Source organism: Comamonas terrae (assembly GCF_001544075.1).
In the GTDB taxonomy this organism is placed as follows: domain Bacteria; phylum Pseudomonadota; class Gammaproteobacteria; order Burkholderiales; family Burkholderiaceae_C; genus Comamonas; species Comamonas terrae.
In genome coordinates this window covers 1-16,943 of the sequence record NZ_BCNT01000008.1, presented here as the reverse complement: position 1 = coordinate 16,943, position 16,943 = coordinate 1, and the positions used below count along the sequence as shown (strand labels likewise).

Here is a 16,943-nt window from a genome sequence, read left to right as displayed (position 1 = left end):
GTGAAGCGACTTAGCCATAGCGAATGAGTGTAGATTGACGGAAGTATTTCTCATATGGTTATCGCTCGTAACCCTTACTTTTCGTTTTATTCACTTCATTCTCGATAGATTTTTCGAGGGTTTGAATTTCCCTCTCCGCTGCTAGTTCCACCTCGGAGATAGATCGCTGTAGATCTCGAATGTCATCGAAAACAACAGCAGCTCTCAAACCTTCGGCATCAATGGAAACGGCAAGTCCGCCACACGTTCCGTTTGACACTTTCGTTAACTGGTCGACGTAATATTTAAATTGTTCGTGATCCACACCAATTTCAGTTGACGGAGTACTAATATAGTCCAAGCAAAATTTACCATCGCCGATCCAGTTATGATTTGTTGCTGGCTTGATAATAATGTCAATATATGGTAAAAATGCAAGACATTTCTTTTTACTATCGGAATATTCGCTGGCAACGCTCAAGAAATGGCAGCGTTTTGAAATATCATTGAAATTTGAATCTTTGAAAGATTCCAATTTATCCCGGAGAGATTTTTTACTTGCCTTGGTTTTTTCGCCAGCAATTTCTTTAAACTCTCTTTTGAACTCAATAATAATATTCCGTCCTCCTACAGAGGTCAAAAGGTCACCAATGGTTTTTTCGCCTTTTCGTGTTTGCTGATATAGCTCGATACCGACCGCAGTTTTTGCCCCTTTTGAGACTGCACTGAACATGTAGCCAAGGGTAAAGAGAAAGGTTCCGATGTAGACATTTTCGTAGGTAGGTTTCACTTTATCTCCTGGGGTATGAGGCAAACCAGAGATCATGCCCGAAGGATGGGGTTCCCTGGGGAAGTTCCGGTTCCAATTGGCGCTCACCTGAACTCCCTGCTTTCCGTTGTGAGCCGTCCTAGTAGGTGAGACAGGTCCGCCAGCCGCTCGGCGATCAGATTGCATACCTGACCCTGCCGCTGCCAGCGACCTTCCACGGCCAGCAGGCGCGACCCTAGTAGCACCTGGCGCTGTTCATCGCGCACATCGCGCCACACAATGACCTGTGTGCAGCCTTCTTCGTCCTCCAGGGAGACAAAAACCGTGCCGTTGGCCGTGCCTGGCTGTTGCCTCAGCGTCACGATGCCGGCAGTTCGCACCCGCTCGCCGCTGACGACCGTGCGCAGCTGCCTGGAAGTCTTCAGCTTGTACTTGTTCAGCCGCGGCCGCAGAAGGTGCATGGGGTGACTGCGCAGCGTCAGGCCTGTCGAGGCGAAGTCCCATAGCACTTCCTCTCCTTCCGGCGCTGCCGGCAGTTCAAGGAAAGCTTCGTCAACGGTGGCCACCTCCAGCAGCTCGGGCGTGGCGTGCATGGCTGCGGCATCCCACACCTGTTGGCGACGGTGCCCAGATAGCGTGGCCAGGGCACCTGCAGCGGCTAGAACCTTCATCTCGTGTTGCTGTAGACGCACACGCATGGCAAGTTGCTCAGCGGTGTCGAACGGTGCTCGATGACGCTCCTGTGCAATACGCTGCGCGCTGGTGCTGCGCAGGCTGGAGATAAGGCGCAGGCCAAGCCGAACAGCTGGCTTGGATTCGATGTCTTCGATCGTACAGTCCACCTCGCTGTGCATCACGTCGACGGGCCGTACTTCGACGCCGTGGCGGCGCGCGTCCTGGACCAGCTGGCTGGCGGAATAGAACCCCAGCGGCTGACTGTTGAGCATGGCCGCAAGGAATGCGGCAGGCTCATGGCGCTTGATCCAGCAGCTGGCATAGACCAGCAGAGCGAAGCTGGCCGCGTGACTTTCTGGGAACCCATATTCGCTGAAACCTTTGATCTGCTCAAAAATTTGCTCTGCGAACTCGCGCTCGTAGCCGCGTGAGGTCATGCCGTGCACGATCTTGTCGTAATACTTTTCGAGGCCACCTTTGCGCTTCCAGGCTGCCATGGCTCGGCGCAGACCATCGGCCTCGCCTGCAGTGAAACCTGCCGCAAGCATGGCCACCTGCATGACCTGCTCCTGAAACACGGGCACGCCCAAGGTGCGGCCCAAGGCCTCCTTTAGCGCTTCGCTCGGGTAGCTCACGGGGTCAATGCCCTGACGTCGGCGCAAATACGGGTGCACCATGCCGCCCTGAATCGGGCCAGGCCGCACGATGGCCACCTCGATCACCAGGTCGTAGAAGCGCCTGGGTTTTAAGCGTGGCAGCATCGTCATCTGCGCGCGGCTCTCGATCTGGAACACGCCAACCGTGTCTGCACGGCAAATCATGTCGTAGGTAGCCTTGTCCTCTGCAGGAATGTCCTGCATCGAAAAATTGAACCCACGGCGCCGACTGATGAACTCCAATGCTCGGCGGATGGCCGACAGCATACCCAGGGCCAACACATCAACCTTGAGCAGGCCTGCTGCATCCAAATCATCCTTGTCCCATTCGATCACTGTGCGATCCGGCATCGAGGCGTTTTCTACCGGCACCATCCTGCACAGCAGATCTCGCGTGAGCACGAAGCCGCCCGTGTGCTGGGAAAGATGCCGTGGGAAGCCGATCAGCTGCTCCGTCAACGTGATGAGCTGCTGCACGGCCAGCGAGCTCGTGTCCATGCCGAGCTCATCGAAACGCTCCTGACGAATGCTGCGGCCGTCAAACCACTGTTGCCCCTTGGCAATGGCGTCGACCACTTCGAGCTCGAAGCCCAAGGCCTTGCCCACATCGCGGATGGCGGATCGAGGCCGATAGGAAATGACGGCAGCCGTCAATGCAGCGCGGTCGCGGCCGTACTTCTGGTACAGGTACTGAATGACCTCTTCCCGGCGCTGGTGCTCAAAGTCGATATCGATATCGGGTGGCTCATTGCGCTCCCGGCTGATAAAACGCTCGAAGAGCACAGACATGCGCGCGGGATCTACCTCCGTAACGCCCAGGCAGTAGCAGACCACGCTGTTGGCTGCAGAGCCCCGGCCTTGACAGAGGATGTTGCGCGACCGGGCAAAGGCCACGATGTCATAGACCGTGAGGAAGTACGGTTCATACTTCAACTCGCAGATCAACTCCAGCTCGTGCTCGATCTGGTGCTGTACCTTCTCTGGGATACCGCCTGGCCAGCGCCGCCCTGCCCCTTCGTAGGTCGCCTGGCGCAAATAGCTGGCTGCCGAGTGCCCTGCAGGGACGACTTCATCAGGATATTGGTAGCGCAGCTCGTCCAGACTGAATTTGCAGCGTTCAGCGACCCTCAGCGTTTGAGCCAGCAGCTCGGCGGGGAATGTCTGAGCCAGCCGCAACCGGCTGCGCAAGTGCCGCTCCGCGCTGCGCTGGAGCGCATAGCCGCATTCAGTGAGCGGCTTGCCGACGCGTGTGGCCGTCAGCACGTCCTGCAGGGGCTTGCGCGAGCGCACATGCATGTGCACGTCGCCCACGGCCACGAGCGGCAATGCGGTTAGATCGGACAGCTCCCGCATGCGATGGAGCCACAGCTCATCATCCAGCCGGCGCACCAGATCCACGCCGATCCAGCAGCGGCCCGTGAAATGTGTCAAAGCCCAGCCGCCCATGGCTGCTAGCTGTGGGTCGGTCGCGCAGCGCTCTGGACACAGCAGCACCAGGTTGTCTCGAAGCTCCTTCCCGTCGATCTCATCGAGATCGAGCCGATAGGTCCCTTTTTCGGAAGAGCGGCGTAGCTTGGTGATGAACTGGCACAGGTTGCCGTAGCCGTTGAGATTCTGGGCCAGGACCACCAGGGTGAATCGTGCCTCGCTGCTATCACGCGGCTGGATGCTGAACTGTGCGCCCAGCAGCAGCTTTAAGCCCGCTTGTTTGGCTGCAACGTGTGCGCGCACCACGCCCGCCATCGAACACTCGTCTGTAATGGCCAGGGCGCTGTAGCCGAGCTCCTGAGCACGCTCTACGAGCTCCTCCGGTCGGCTGGCCCCACGCAGGAAGGTGAAATTGGAGATGCACCGCAGCTCCGTATAGGCAGGCAGGACGTTTTCCATGACGGCCGCTCTTTCTCAGGCGTAGTGCCCGTGCAGGAACCAGGCGGTTTGGTCGCCGGCGAGGCGTGCCTGGAAGATCCAGAGCAGACCTGCATGATCGCTGCGGGCAACCCAGTAGTCCCGCTGCACGTTCAGTGGGATTTCTTCGCCATTTCCCTCTTCATGGCCACGATGCCACCAGCCGCCCTCCACTCGATCAGGACCAAGCAGCAGCTGCAGGGTCCCTTGATAGATCGGGCGATTGGCGCGCTCTATCAGGCGTATGGGCTTGTCCAGCACCCAGCTGGGAAGCGGCAGCTCGTGCACAAGGTCGGACTTGGAAGCTCGGCGAGCTTCGGTCGAGCCCCACTCCTGCGTCCATTCGAGACGGTGATCGGCCGTCAGCTGTGGCCGACGCACCGCGCCATCACCCAGCCGTGCCTGGATTCGCTCTAGGGCCAACTTGGTGGATTGAGCTCTATTTGCAACCTCCGGGATCAGCGAGCGGCTTTCCTCAACAATGGGCTGCACCTCGGTAGCCAGGATCTCCAGCTCACCAGCTGGTGCGAGCAGCTCGACCTTGGCCAGATGCTCGCCGAGCAGCCGAGCGAAGTGCTCGACGTTCTGTGTTGGCTCCGCTGTACGGATGGTCAGTTCACCTCCGGTACCGGCATCGCGAGCACGCATGTCGTCATGACACCACCGCAATGTGAACGCAGTAGCTCCCAGCTGACGAGCTTTGAGCCAGCCTGCCATCTGCAGAAGCAGCCGCCGCGCCCCGAAAAGCATGGCAGGTGCCAGATCCACGCGACACATGAGCTCCAGCCGCGCTCGAAAGGTCTCAGGCACTGTCGCCCAGGCGTAAGCCTCCGGCCGTAGGCCATATGCGCGGTCCATTGCTTCAAGAAGCTCTTTGTCGAAGCGACGTACGATGCCGCCGCGCGGCAGCGCACGCACTTGACCAAGGGTTCTGCATCCAACCCTCGCCAGGGTCGGCTGATGCTTGGCCACCGCAGTGATTCGCTCCAGCAACAGCTGATCGAGCAGGCGCACTAACGGCTCGTGGAACCCATCGCTCACACCTTGTCGTGCCAACGCAAGCGCTGCCAGGCCTGTCGGTGCCCATGCAACGCTGGCTCCGAGTTCTCGCGCTCCAGACTCCACCAGCGAATGCAACGCCGCTGTACCGCCGAATAGCCGCATACTTGCCTCGACCTCCAGCAGTACGCCCTCTTCGACCATGGCCACGCGCGGCGTGAACTGCAAAGCCCAGACCGCTAACGACTGTAGATCAATGGGCGATGCGGAGCTTGGAAGCGATATGGGTATGAGAGCTGCCCAATGCATGGCGCACCTCCTGTGGAATGCTTGGCACTGGAATGCCAAGGTTGCGCATACGAGGCGGAATGATGGAATTTAGATTGCCTGGAACAGCATTCAGGTGCATTACTTCGACGGCAGCACCACCCCGGCGTTTGCGGATCTGCACATCAATGTCCCAGCCCTGGCCGAGAGACACAGAGAGCCGGAGCGGTGCCGGCGAGGCGTCGCGTAGGGCTGACTCGGGACGAATCAAGAACACTAGTGCATCGCATGCATGCGCGTGAACCTGCAGGCGGCGGATCTGGTCCTGCCTTGCTTGAGGAAGCCAGGCAATCACAGCACCGTCTGGCTCAGATTTAATGAGTTGCTCTGTGGCCCATAACCGTTCAGCCGGCCCCTGGGCATCAATCCAGACAAGTTGCTCTGGAGCTAGACCGAGCTGAGCAAGGCCCATTGCGAGTGGAGTCTTCGGAGGAGCAACCAGATAGACCCGACTACCCTTGTCCGCCAGCAGCTCAGGCAAGGCCGGCCCGAGCAACCGCCATTCACACAGTGCGGCCTGGGGCAACAGCAACTCGCTCAAGCCATGAGTCGGCCAGCCTCCACCGGGCAACGCGGCATTGAGCTCCGTAAAGCCAGTAGGGAAAGCTCTGCCGGTCGACCTTGCTACCTCTGTGCCGCGCCAAACCGCCTGCGCAAGATGCGACGGCAGATGCCAGCGGTCATAGTCACCGGGATCGTGTGTGATGGAGTGGGTTGCGGCATTCATGGCTTTTACCTGTATGGGCATACAGTATAAAAGCCTTGATGCAGATTTGCACCTGGATGTTGGCGTCGCTTAACCAGTGCTGCGGATTGAGGAGCAGCACTGCAGGTCTAGGTGCTGCCCGTGCGAGTTCAGGAGGCAGTGCATGGTGGCCTCTGCTTATCCGATGGGCAGGCAGGGCTTTACCTGCCGCTGATCAACTTATGGATGAGATCGCGCCTGTCTCCAATAGCCAGTGTATTAATCTGATCTTTGTTGGCTTGGTAGTGGGCAACAGCACGAGTAATTTCACCTTCGCTGACATCGCGGTGCAGTCGGTCCAGTCCACACCCAACAACGCAACCTATTTCGGTGTCGTAGCGTTCTATAAGCAAATCACGGTATTTAGTCATAAGGCAAACTCTCATCATCGAAGCGCTGCCGAAGCTTCGTGCTGCAGCGATTTACGCTGGCTTCATGGGCTGGCAGCGCCAAGGGCGATCAATGCAAAGGCGGTAGATAGGCCACGTTCAACTGTGTGGCCATGTCGGCGAGGCGTCGATCTGCAGTCCAAAGTAAGGCGCCAGGAGTGATAAGCGTAGAGGCAAGCAGCGATAGATCTACTAAGCCGCAGCCCTTGCCGAAAAGCTTGTTCTGCTCCAGAAATTCCAAAGTCTCTGGAATTGATGCCTCCTGGCTCGGCCGCAGCATCGCCAGAGCCGCCAGCGTGTCGGCACGCGGTGCTGGCGGCGTACCACAGGCCAGCTCTGCATGCACCATGGAATGCATCAGCACGCTGTCTTGCATAAGCAATTCCTGCAGGTGAGTGTCTGCCTCACGAAAATGTCTCACCCACACTGATGTATCGACTAGGACGGACACGGGCATTAGCGTGAGTCCTCAGCATCCGCCTCACTGCCACGGCGCGGCACATCGGGCATATTTGGCGCGGCACCGCCGAGCGCAGCCAAACGCTTACCTGCCTCGACACGTGTGAAGGTTTCCAGTGCGAGTCGTACCAGTTCCGGCACAGCAATACCGGGTGCCGCGACGGCGCGTGCGCGGTTTACGACATCGTCATCGATCGTGAAAGTCGATCTCATCGCTACTCCTTAAGCATCAGAACTGATGCAGTTTCGCATCAAACTGGATGTTTGTAAATCGCATTTGTACTGCACAATACAAATATGCAACCTAAGTCTACCGAGCTCGACCTTGCGCATACACGCCGCCTGGCGCCAACCCAGGAAACCTACAACGAGCTGCAGATGGCTTACGACCATTTCAATGCACGCCTGTTTGAGGGGCAACTGCCTAGCTGCTTGATTACGCTACAGCGGGAAAAACGTACTTTCGGATATTTCTCGGCAGCCCGCTTTGCCTCGGCCGACGGCTCCACGACCGACGAGATTGCACTGAATCCGACCTACTTTGCAGTGGTGCCAATCATTGAGACGCTCCAGACCCAGGTCCATGAAATGACGCACTTGTGGCAGCACCATTTTGGCAAACCAGGCCGAGGCCGGTATCACAACGAGGAATGGGCGCGAAAGATGGAGAGCATTGGACTCATGCCCTCCTCTACCGGGCAACCTGGTGGCGCGCGAACGGGTGATTGCATGGCGGACTATGCCATCGAGGGTGGCCGCTTCCTAGCTGCATGCCAGGAGCTGCTGACCGCAAATTTCACGCTCAGTTGGTACGACCGATTTCCCTCTGCCGATCATGTGATCGCTGGCCAAACCAGTATGGCCAACCACATTCAAGGCATCGAAGGACCAAGCCCCCCATGGCCAGCATCCCTGCCCTCGCCGAGGCAGTTAAGCCCACGGGCTTAGCTGTTGCCGCCACTGCAGGGGAAGACGGAGTTCTTACTACGCCCGCCAACAGATCCAATCGGGTGAAATATAGCTGCAGCGGATGCAAGAATCCGATCTCGGTATGGGGACGGCCAGGGCTAAAGCTGATCTGTGGCGCGTGCAGGGGCAACTTCACAGCTGTTTAGAGCAAAGCTGCGAGCGCTGGCCTTAATTGACCATCATTACGATACGCGATGACCGACCTGCTTGTTTTGACGACCGTCAGGAAACGACCAGAAGCGGAAATCCGAGTAAAAAATTAGGTCGCCAACTAGCCGTCGTTCAAATCTGACCTGAATTTGCTGCTCGACTCCACTGGCATCAAGTTCCTGGGCGAAGGAGAATGGAAATGTAAAAAGCATGGGGCGGAACGTCGACGTCAATGGCGCAAGGGGTACATCGGCATTGATTCCCAAAGTGCGAGCCGTCTGCGTGACCTTCAACAACGCAGCGATGCGGTGGCGGTGCCGCACTTGTTGGCACAACTGCCGGCAGATGAGTCATTGCTGACCATTACCGGTGATGGCGCCTATGACACACAGCCTGTCTATGCCGCCGTGATGGAGCGCAATGCCATGCCCATCATCCCTCCGAGAAAAATGCCTGAATGCCCGAATGCGCTATGAACGCAAGTTATGAAAGAGTTGGAGTGGCTATCACCACAGCAGCCTGTTGTAGACCAAGATGCATTGCATTAAACACCTGGGCGAGCGGGTCATGTCTAGAACTTTCGAGCACCAGGTCAACGAACTGCACATTCGAGCCTCCATTCTCAATCAGTTCACTGAACTGGTCTGTCCGCAAAAAGTGGCGGTGGCATCGTCACGTCTTGGGTCAGGGGAAGTTTGGCCCGGAACTGATTTATGCAACAGTGCCGTTTATATCCAGAAGTAAATTATCTAGCTTTGGCGGCTGGCTTGATCGGTTCTAGGCATTTCCTCAAGCCAGTCTTCTTTCATGTATTAATTGCCTGTTATTGTGTCATTTATAGGTAAGCGTGGACTAATCCAGCTATAGCTCGAGTTGATAATACTTCGGGATGGATCGTAACTATTCCAACGTAATGCCATTAGATCCGACATGGTCCAAGCGAGCCAGTCAGCTCTAAATGGTCTATCGGAAATATTTTTAGAAGCCACATCAGTTCCTGTTGATGTCCATATTATTGTGGGTATTTTATAACCGGATGCAGTACTGGGGCTGTGACCAACTTTATTTGTTTGATGACCAACCTCCTGCCCGTGATCAGATACGTAAATAACGGACTTGTAGTCCTCTGCGCTGGATGGGGAACTTTTTATTTTTTCAAAGACAGATGCAACTACAGTGTCTTGATAAAGAATAGCCGAGTCGTAGTCGTTTCTAAATTGCTGAACCCACATTGAGCGCTCAGCGACCGACATTACTTTTGATACTTCATCATCGGGAAATTGAGGCTGCTTTTCTGGGTACCGGAGACGATAATGAGGATGAGCCCCCAGCATATGTAGAACAATCAACTTTTGGGGATGTGGATCTTTAAGAGCTTCTTCATATGAAGGCAATAAAATCTCATCAAGTGAATTGCTAGATCTTCCTGGTTTATTATTTTCCATGGAAGTCACGTCGGCCATAGCTGCGTGCTTCTGCGTAATTGCAATATCGTCATGATTGCTTATCCACCAAGTCTTATATCCTGCTTCTTTCGCGAGAGCAATAATATTTAACTTCTTATCTGTTTCACCGGTTGTGAAGTTCATCATGCTATCGATGGCCGGAATAGTAGTTGCTTCCGTGGACCATGAATTACGAATAACGAGAAATCTATCGCCTATATCTTTCTGAAGCTTTTCAAGCATCGGTGTCGTATTCCTTTCATAGCCATAAATTCCCATGTTATCTCGATTTATGCTCTCGGAAATAACAAGAACCACGGTGGATTTATCTTTCCTAGCAATTGAAGGAATCTCATTTTTCGCCAACCTTTGTGCTAAGGCGCGCTCTTTTCCATATGACGTCCAGCTTTCTTTCGTAACCTTTACGGATTCAGCCAAATTAGACCAAAAGATAAGAGGATTTATTTTTCTCCATGGTTTACTTATGTAAGAAACGGCCGATATTAAGATGATGATGGATAAAGCGATCAACTCAATTTTAGAGACCTTTGTTTTATTTCTGGCCCCTTTTAAAGACAACCAAAGAGCAATTGCCGCTGAAATTATTAAAATAATACTGGATCCACTGAAATCACGGATGTGTGTGGATATATAGCCTCCAATTTCCGATGTATTTGTGTTAGCAAGTGCACTTACCACCATCGTGCTATCCGGCGCAGCAGCGTACATTGAGATGAGATGCGCTCGAACTGCTGAGTCCAATAAAAACACAAGAACAAAGCTCCATACAAGCAATGCTCTAATTAAGTTCAACCTTGAGTTATTAATTGGAATTAGTAATAGCAATAGTGTCGGTATAAGTAGAATACTTATCTGTAATATTTTTCTACCTTCATATCCTAGAGATGCAAAAACAATTTGCATCGCAAGCAGAGAAACAATAGTTAACCATAGCTTATGGCGATTGGTAGATTTTTGTAAAAACAAAGCTATTCTTGATCGGTGAAGTTTAAGATTATCTTCGGATGCTGGTGCGCTCATAGAAATCCTATTAACCCTAATAGAAATATCGAGATTCGATTTGGAATAGGGGCACAGAACTCTATGTGTGCAATACCGACAGAAATCTGACATCCAGATTACATTTTAGTAATCAGGTTAATTCACGCTGTAGATTACAAAAATATCATGTTGCAGACTATATTGCGTAAAGTGCCTGTCTATATATTTGATGTGTCTGGGTAGAAAGGCGCTCAGACACTCTTCAAGTAATTGATAAAGGACTCTTCATCATGAAAACTAATCTCGCAATTCTGGCTTCGATCCTGCTGTCCTCAGCCACCGTCGGGATGACAGCATCGGCAAATGAAAGCAGTTTCGTTGGTCAGTCTGGAAGCACGACTGCAAAGACCAACTCGACTACACGCGGTGCAGACAAAACATTTGGACGAGCAGGTGCTGCGTCTCAGGTCACACGCGTTGTTGACACAACACGAAGCACTCAATATCTCAATCTTGTGTGTGGAGAGACGGTTGCGTTCACCAATGGCGGGGAACAGTTCATCTGGAAATTTGATGTGATGGGTCACAGGCCCATCGAGTTGTCGAAGATCGCACCCGCAGCGTTTGCAGGCAGCACGCTAAAGATCTACGTTGCAAACAATGAGCTCGAACGCCATTGATTGCTGCTCTTGTCTACCACAATAGAAAGCCATGAGAGCCTGCCGCATCCACTCGGTCAATTGGTCGGCGCATGGCTCCCTAGTGCGCGCCGTCGATATGGCGCTGGGGGCGAGTAGACGCGCTGCTTGTCGTGGAGCTTGTCTCCAGTCTTGCAAGAACGCCGCATTCAGAAAGCGCCTTTGGAGCGCTGCAGCTTGCACGAATGGTCTGAAGTTCAGTGACGAGAGCATTCAGTTCTTGAATGCGATGAGTGACATGTTCTATGTGTGTGTCCAAGAGTGCATTGACTTCTGCACAGTCCTTCGCAGATGACTCGCGTAGCAAGAGCAAAGCACGTACTTCATCAAGTGTCATATCCAGTGACCGGCAGCGTCGAATGAAGGCAAGTTGGCCTATGTGCTCCGCCGAGTACATCCGGTAGTTGTTTTCAGCTCTAGCAGCCGAAGGCAACAACTTCTCGCGTTCATAAAAGCGAATGGTCTCAACCGCCGTACCAGTGACCTCAGCCAGTTCACCAATCTTCATGGACCACCTCGAAATGAGTTGACTCTATACCAACTACAGGGTTTTAAATTGCCACATTGTCAACAGGAGATCGAGTATGAAGCACCCAAACATTGATGACAACACGCTTAGTACCGCCACAACGGATTGCTGCAGCTCACACACTACCCCGAGCCCGGTGGCAGCTCCGTTGGATAGAGGGCTAACTTACCGCATTCCGACAATGGACTGCGCTGGCGAGGAAGCTGAGATACGTCGTGCACTTGAACCAATTGCAGGTATCCGGGGACTCCGATTCCAGCTCTCGCAGAGGACTCTCAAAATTGACGCGGACACTGATGCCCTTGCTGCCGCATTGTTGGCGATCACTGAAGCGGGCTTTGAGCCAAAGCTGATCTCATCAAACACGGCGGACTCAAGCCATGCAGCTGGAGATGGCCACGACCATGAGCTTGTGCGTGGCACAACTCCAAAGTTGGTCGCGGCGCTTGCTCTTGCTATCGCTGCTGAAGGTGTCGGCTACTTCGCGCCAGAAACCATGGCTTGGAAAGTCGCCGGCTTTGCGGTCGCCGCGATTGCGATTTGGCTTGCGGGCTTTGACGTCTATAAAAAAGGGTTTGGAGCACTTCGTCGTGGCAAGCTGAACATCAATGCATTGATGACTGTTGCTGTGACTGGTGCGTTCGTCATCGGTCAATGGCCTGAAGCGGCGATGGTGATGGCGTTGTATGCCATCGCCGAGGCAATCGAGGCGAGAGCAGTCGATCGGGCCCGCAATGCCATTCAGGGGTTGCTTGCGATGGCTCCGGACCAAGCATCGGTTCTCCAAAGTGACGGTAGTTGGCTAACCGTCGCAGTTGCACAAATCGCAGTGGGCTCGACGCTGCGAGTCAAGCCAGGTGAGCGCGTTCCTATGGATGGAGTCGTTCAGACAGGGCAAACGAGCATCAACCAGGCCCCCGTAACTGGTGAAAGTATCCCCGTTGACAAGGCGGCGGGTGACCCAGTGTTTGCAGGCACCATCAACGAGTCTGGAACCTTTGAGTTTGAAGTTACTGCATTGGCCTCCAACTCGACGTTGGCGAGGATTATTCATGCCGTTGAGCAAGCACAAGCGACTCGAGCGCCTACTCAGGGGTTCGTTGATCGATTTGCTGCAATTTACACACCTGCAATTTTCGTTATCGCCGTAGTCGTAGCATTGGTAGGCCCCTGGCTACTTGGCTGGACGTGGATGCAGGCCGTCTATAAGGCACTGGTTCTGCTAGTTATCGCTTGCCCCTGCGCACTCGTCATTTCCACACCAGTGACGATTGTGAGCGGCTTAGCGGCAGCAGCCCGCCGTGGTATTTTGATCAAAGGCGGTATCTATCTGGAAGAGGCGCGCAAGCTTAAGGCAATCGCGCTGGACAAGACCGGAACAATTACTGAGGGCAAGCCGCGCCTTGTGGACTGGTCGTTGGTTGATGCCGCGAGCAGCCTTGATACCGCGGAGTCGGTGGCAGCAGCTCTCGCTGGTCACTCAGATCATCCTGTGTCTCGCGCCATCGCAGCGGGCCTGAAGCCTAACAGCGCAGACATTCAGAACTTCACGGCACTTGCTGGACGAGGTGTGCAGGCCGAACTGAGTGGAACAGTCTATGTACTAGGGAATCATCGCTTGATTGAGGAACGTGGCCAATGCTCCTCAGAGCTTGAAGCCACGCTCAAGCGGCATGAAGAATCCGGCCGTACTGTCACATTGCTTGCCGACCCAGAACGAGTCATCGCGCTGTTTGCAGTTGCCGACACGATTAAGGACTCCTCTCGTGAAGCAATAACTGAATTGAAAGCGCTTGGTATCACCCCAGTCATGCTGACTGGAGACAACCAAGCCACGGCCTCGTCAGTTGCCGGTGAAGCTGGTATCGACCAAGCGCGCGGAAACCTGTTACCGGAGGACAAGCTAGCTGCCATCAAAACGCTCCAGAGCCAATACGGGCTCACCGCTATGACGGGCGATGGCATCAATGATGCCCCAGCGCTGGCTCAAGCCGACGTCGGGGTCGCCATGGGTGCTGCCGGTACAGATACAGCGATGGAGGCAGCTGACGTCGTCGTGATGAATGATGACTTGCGAAGGATTGCAGAGACAGTGAAGCTGTCTCGGTCCACCCATGCGATCCTTTGGCAAAACATCACTCTCGCTCTTGGTATCAAGGCCGTATTTCTAGTTTTGGCAGTGTTCGGGAATGCGTCCATGTGGATGGCGGTATTCGCAGACATGGGGGCAAGTCTCTTGGTTGTCGTCAATGGACTAAGGCTGCTTGGAAAAGTGCCAAAGTCCTGAATTCAATAGAGATTTTCGTGTGCACCAACTTGGAATGTGAGGATAGTCATGAGCTTTTTTGAACGCCTACTCGGAGGCCATCACCGATCTGGTGGCGATCATCATGGGAATGGTCATCATCAAAAACGGACACCTGTCGCCTGCAATGACCCAGCAGTGCCCGGTGCCACCATTTGTCCCAACTGCCGAGCTCAAAGCTCTCCCCAAGCACGGTTCTGTCAACAGTGCGGAAGCGGGCTAGCCCCCCAGGCCTGCAATGCATGCGGCGTCCAGATGGCGCTTGGATCGCGTTTTTGCGCAAACTGCGGAAAGTCTGCTTAGAACTTTGGAGAACAGCTGATCGGTGGGTTGATCTCTGTTCTCCTGAAGGTTCAGATTACAGAAAGGTGTCAAAAATGTAATCTTCAGACCATGTAAATGGCTGAATAGTGTCAAAAATGTAATCTTGCGGGGAAGGCAATTTAGCTACCATTGAGGCTTCGAAATTTACTAGAAAAATCCTATGGATTCTCTTAGATTCGAGGATGCCGCTCTATATCTTAGAGTTAAGAGGATGGAAGTATTAGCAAGCAATATTGCGAATGCTGACACTCCTGGATATCAGGCGAAAGATATAGACTTCAAGGCTGCGCTTGAAGAGACGCAAAGGCAAATGCTGACAGTGCAGTCTACGAATAAGTCTCACCTCGGTAACATAGCTCCAACATCAATTGATCCTCAGATTGCATTTCGCCCTGTTTCTCAGAATGCCATGGATAGAAATACGGTTGATCTCGATCAAGAGAGAGCTTCATTTACAGCTAATGCCATCCGTACGCAATTCGCTATGAGTCAAGCTGTCGATGAATATGTAGAGATGGGGCAAATGCTATCGAAATTAGTATAATTTTATTAAGTTGGTCATTCACAGAGCGCATTTACTTGCGCTCTTTTTTTAATTCAAGTGGTAGTGAAAATAAAATTCGCGACAAGATTATTTTCAAAAATTTCATTGTTGGAAATAATGAATATGTTCAAAAGCGATAAGATGGAAGATGTCAAATAATATAAATAAAAAATTCTTTGTAAATCATTTGCTGATTCCGATTACTTTCCTGGCGCTAACTTTTTATTATTTCATGTATCTAGGAGGAGATAGTCTCGTTGCCGCGAAGATATACGCACTCCAGGGTTATGAATGGTCATTGAATGATCATTGGGTTACAAACAAATTGCTTCATAAGGGTGGAAAGCATCTGAGCACCCTAGCAATCGTTGTGATCATTGCACTATATATATTTGTACTTGCCTCCAAATCTGAGCAGCGAAAAAAATGGCGGTCTCCGCTGCTTTACCTGATTTTATCTTGTTTGGTCAGTGTAATTTTGGTGAGCCTTCTTAAGGCATTAACAAATATGGATTGTCCATGGAATTTAAATCAATTTGGTGGCGATCGCCCTTTTATTGGTCTTTTCGAGCACAGGCCTCAAGAAATGGGGAGCGGAAAATGCTTTCCGGCTGGTCATGCGAGCGCTGGCTATGCCTGGGTTAGTTTATATTTCTTCTTTAAGATGATCATCCCTAAGTATCGATGGTTAGGATTGCTGTGCGGCATTATGGTTGGGTTGACATTTGGTATCTCTCAACAATTGAGAGGAGCCCATTTCATTTCTCATGACATTGCCACGATTTTCATTTGTTGGTTGATTGCCACACTTTTGTTTATATTCTTTAGCATCAAGAAATATACTGTTAAAAATGGAAAACAACTCGAAAGCCAACATCTTTAATAATATTCAAAAGAATAGAAAAGGATTTTCTAGAGTCTGGCATGCATCAAAGTACTCATGGTCGGGTATAAAGGATGCGTGGTTAGAGCCTGCATTCCGCCTTGAGGTGATATTGTTTATGATTTCGCTTCCATTGGCTCAATTGATTGGGCGATCCATGATGGAGAAATTGCTTCTGATCTCTTGTATTTGGTTTTTGATGATCGTTGAAGTAATTAATTCTGCGATAGAGTCTGCAATAGATAGAGTAGGATTCCAATATCACGAGCTTTCCAGGAAAGCCAAAGACTTGGGGAGTGCTTCTGTATTAATGACAATTATTTTTTGCCTGGTAGTTTGGGGTTCTTTGATTTATAAAAATACTATTTAATTTTCGCCGTAGGTGCTGGAACGCTTCACCGTGATGCGCATCATGCATCGCATAAAACGAGTCTTCACGCTTACAGCGGAGGGAGCGAGCTCCAGCTCTTGGTCTGCATCCTGCATGTTAGCTCTAGCCTCGCGAAGATTTCTCGGACTACTGCGCGCGACGACGCCTGGATTTTTTAGCCTACGAACCTTGTTGTGCGGAGTGGAAAGACTGATGAAGGTGAATCCTGCATCGACAGTAGAGCGTTAACTCGATCCTAAGTCACTGCAACTACAACTCCTGACCAGCCTGTGGGGCACAGGCTCTCCCGCAAGTCCCTCTCCCTCCCAAGCTCGCCAGACCAGGATCTCTCTGTCGTAGCAGTCCTTTGCGAAGGAGGCTGTGACTGCCCCCCGAATCGCACTTGATCTCAAAGCCGTCAGAGCACCTGCGCATGTTGCTCATCGGCACACTGACTTGACCAGCGTGAATGCGGCTCGAATGCCGCCGCTTGGGCTCTTTGGCCAACACCAGTCGATGCTGCGCCATGGCCCAGTGGATGCGCGCTTTTGGTTCGGCGCCTGTTGCCCTTGCGATCGCCTCTCTCGATCGAGCAGCGCACCGCCGCGGCGATAGCCTCGGCAATGTGGCGCCGCAGGTCGGCCAGCAAGAGCTCATCCGGGGTTGGAGTTCGGCTTCTGCGGCTGTCCTGCCAGTGGCCAGAGCGGTGATGCCGCACATGCAGAATCGAGCGCGACACGCCCTGCACCGAGCAGACCGACGTCATTGGTCGTTCACAGGCAACAAGGGCGAGCGCGCAATCCACTTTTTTCTGCGGCGAG

General features: G+C 53.0%; 16 protein-coding genes and 3 pseudogenes. 9 read left to right on the top strand and 10 right to left on the bottom strand.

All coding sequences use genetic code 11. The features are described from left to right. Positions 1–58: 58 nt before the first annotated feature. The 7 genes from Cte04_RS12890 to Cte04_RS12860 form a co-directional block, all read right to left on the bottom strand. Complete coding sequence (locus tag Cte04_RS12890; protein ID WP_131423883.1) at positions 59–856, bottom strand: hypothetical protein; 798 nt, start codon at positions 854–856, stop codon at positions 59–61. Continuing rightward, a complete protein-coding gene (locus tag Cte04_RS12885) occupies positions 853–3,966 on the bottom strand; it encodes an error-prone DNA polymerase (protein WP_019042336.1) in 3,114 nt (1,037 codons plus the stop codon). Before Cte04_RS12885 ends, Cte04_RS12890 begins: the two co-directional genes overlap by 4 nt. Before the next feature lie 15 nt (positions 3,967–3,981). Further along, a complete protein-coding gene (locus tag Cte04_RS12880; RefSeq protein WP_034356769.1) occupies positions 3,982–5,292 on the bottom strand; it encodes a Y-family DNA polymerase in 1,311 nt (436 codons plus the stop codon). Beyond that, entirely contained in the window at positions 5,237–6,037 is an 801-nt protein-coding gene (gene imuA, locus Cte04_RS12875; protein ID WP_122974731.1) for a translesion DNA synthesis-associated protein ImuA, read from the bottom strand. The genes Cte04_RS12880 and imuA overlap by 56 nt, the downstream gene beginning before the upstream one ends. 179 nt (positions 6,038–6,216) lie before the next feature. Next, positions 6,217–6,426, bottom strand: coding sequence for a hypothetical protein (locus Cte04_RS12870; protein ID WP_034356767.1), 210 nt, complete (start codon positions 6,424–6,426; stop codon positions 6,217–6,219). Positions 6,427–6,514: 88 nt separating this feature from the next. Continuing rightward, positions 6,515–6,901, bottom strand: a complete 387-nt coding sequence (locus Cte04_RS12865) for a type II toxin-antitoxin system VapC family toxin (protein WP_019042333.1) — start codon at positions 6,899–6,901, stop codon at positions 6,515–6,517. After that, positions 6,901–7,116, bottom strand: a complete 216-nt coding sequence (locus Cte04_RS12860; protein WP_034356765.1) for a DUF2191 domain-containing protein — start codon at positions 7,114–7,116, stop codon at positions 6,901–6,903. The genes Cte04_RS12865 and Cte04_RS12860 overlap by 1 nt, the downstream gene beginning before the upstream one ends. Positions 7,117–7,200: 84 nt before the next feature. On the opposite strand from Cte04_RS12860, the pseudogene Cte04_RS12855 reads away from it, so the two are divergent. Together Cte04_RS12855 and Cte04_RS22220 are read left to right on the top strand one after the other, a co-directional pair. After that, a pseudogene (locus Cte04_RS12855) lies at positions 7,201–8,018 on the top strand (SprT-like domain-containing protein). 147 nt (positions 8,019–8,165) lie between these two features. Beyond that, a pseudogene (locus tag Cte04_RS22220) lies at positions 8,166–8,766 on the top strand (IS5 family transposase); the annotation flags it as partial. Between the two features lie 68 nt (positions 8,767–8,834). On the opposite strand, the gene Cte04_RS22000 reads toward Cte04_RS22220, so the two are convergent. Next, the gene (locus Cte04_RS22000; RefSeq protein WP_230629841.1) at positions 8,835–10,508 is read right to left on the bottom strand and encodes a phosphoethanolamine transferase; all 1,674 of its coding nucleotides are present in this window, start codon (positions 10,506–10,508) and stop codon (positions 8,835–8,837) included. Between the two features lie 251 nt (positions 10,509–10,759). Here Cte04_RS22000 and Cte04_RS12840 point away from each other — a divergent pair, with 251 nt between their 5' ends. Beyond that, positions 10,760–11,149 carry a CzcE family metal-binding protein gene (locus Cte04_RS12840; RefSeq protein ID WP_080571250.1) on the top strand — a complete coding sequence of 130 codons (390 nt, stop codon included), beginning with the start codon at positions 10,760–10,762 and terminating at the stop codon, positions 11,147–11,149. Between the two features lie 79 nt (positions 11,150–11,228). Here Cte04_RS12840 and cadR read toward each other — a convergent pair whose 3' ends face one another. Then, the gene (gene cadR / locus Cte04_RS12835; protein ID WP_019042328.1) at positions 11,229–11,675 is read right to left on the bottom strand and encodes a Cd(II)/Pb(II)-responsive transcriptional regulator; all 447 of its coding nucleotides are present in this window, start codon (positions 11,673–11,675) and stop codon (positions 11,229–11,231) included. A gap of 76 nt (positions 11,676–11,751) precedes the next feature. Here cadR and Cte04_RS12830 point away from each other — a divergent pair, with 76 nt between their 5' ends. The 6 genes from Cte04_RS12830 (at position 11,752) to Cte04_RS12810 (ending at position 16,122) form a co-directional block, all read left to right on the top strand. Further along, complete coding sequence (locus Cte04_RS12830; protein WP_066478179.1) at positions 11,752–13,983, top strand: heavy metal translocating P-type ATPase; 2,232 nt, start codon at positions 11,752–11,754, stop codon at positions 13,981–13,983. Between the two features lie 58 nt (positions 13,984–14,041). Continuing rightward, positions 14,042–14,224, top strand: coding sequence for a hypothetical protein (locus tag Cte04_RS12825; RefSeq protein WP_059441857.1), 183 nt, complete (start codon positions 14,042–14,044; stop codon positions 14,222–14,224). Further along, complete coding sequence (locus tag Cte04_RS22215) at positions 14,155–14,304, top strand: double zinc ribbon domain-containing protein (protein WP_228744757.1); 150 nt, start codon at positions 14,155–14,157, stop codon at positions 14,302–14,304. Before Cte04_RS12825 ends, Cte04_RS22215 begins: the two co-directional genes overlap by 70 nt. 181 nt (positions 14,305–14,485) lie before the next feature. Then, positions 14,486–14,869 (top strand): flagellar basal body rod protein FlgB, encoded by a 384-nt coding sequence (gene flgB / locus Cte04_RS12820; protein WP_019042325.1) that lies wholly within the window; start codon positions 14,486–14,488, stop codon positions 14,867–14,869. A gap of 148 nt (positions 14,870–15,017) precedes the next feature. Next, complete coding sequence (locus Cte04_RS12815; protein WP_034356759.1) at positions 15,018–15,752, top strand: phosphatase PAP2 family protein; 735 nt, start codon at positions 15,018–15,020, stop codon at positions 15,750–15,752. After that, positions 15,721–16,122, top strand: a complete 402-nt coding sequence (locus Cte04_RS12810; protein WP_019042324.1) for a diacylglycerol kinase — start codon at positions 15,721–15,723, stop codon at positions 16,120–16,122. The genes Cte04_RS12815 and Cte04_RS12810 overlap by 32 nt, the downstream gene beginning before the upstream one ends. A gap of 418 nt (positions 16,123–16,540) precedes the next feature. Here Cte04_RS12810 and Cte04_RS21760 read toward each other — a convergent pair. After that, positions 16,541–16,943, bottom strand: a pseudogene (locus tag Cte04_RS21760) (hypothetical protein); the annotation flags it as partial.

Excerpts from the sequence above, each read along its gene's own strand:
- Cte04_RS12885 (WP_019042336.1), bottom strand. The coding sequence starts at position 3,966 with ATGGAAAACGTCCTGCCTGCCTATACGGAGCTGCGGTGCATCTCCAAT.
- Cte04_RS12880 (WP_034356769.1), bottom strand. The coding sequence starts at position 5,292 with ATGCATTGGGCAGCTCTCATACCCATATCGCTTCCAAGCTCCGCATCG.
- imuA (WP_122974731.1), bottom strand. The coding sequence starts at position 6,037 with ATGAATGCCGCAACCCACTCCATCACACACGATCCCGGTGACTATGAC.
- Cte04_RS12870 (WP_034356767.1), bottom strand. The coding sequence starts at position 6,426 with ATGACTAAATACCGTGATTTGCTTATAGAACGCTACGACACCGAAATA.
- Cte04_RS12865 (WP_019042333.1), bottom strand. The coding sequence starts at position 6,901 with ATGCCCGTGTCCGTCCTAGTCGATACATCAGTGTGGGTGAGACATTTT.
- Cte04_RS12860 (WP_034356765.1), bottom strand. The coding sequence starts at position 7,116 with ATGAGATCGACTTTCACGATCGATGACGATGTCGTAAACCGCGCACGC.
- Cte04_RS22000 (WP_230629841.1), bottom strand. The coding sequence starts at position 10,508 with ATGAGCGCACCAGCATCCGAAGATAATCTTAAACTTCACCGATCAAGA.
- Cte04_RS12840 (WP_080571250.1), top strand. The coding sequence starts at position 10,760 with ATGAAAACTAATCTCGCAATTCTGGCTTCGATCCTGCTGTCCTCAGCC.
- cadR (WP_019042328.1), bottom strand. The coding sequence starts at position 11,675 with ATGAAGATTGGTGAACTGGCTGAGGTCACTGGTACGGCGGTTGAGACC.
- Cte04_RS12830 (WP_066478179.1), top strand. The coding sequence starts at position 11,752 with ATGAAGCACCCAAACATTGATGACAACACGCTTAGTACCGCCACAACG.
- flgB (WP_019042325.1), top strand. The coding sequence starts at position 14,486 with ATGGATTCTCTTAGATTCGAGGATGCCGCTCTATATCTTAGAGTTAAG.
- Cte04_RS12815 (WP_034356759.1), top strand. The coding sequence starts at position 15,018 with ATGTCAAATAATATAAATAAAAAATTCTTTGTAAATCATTTGCTGATT.
- Cte04_RS12810 (WP_019042324.1), top strand. The coding sequence starts at position 15,721 with ATGGAAAACAACTCGAAAGCCAACATCTTTAATAATATTCAAAAGAAT.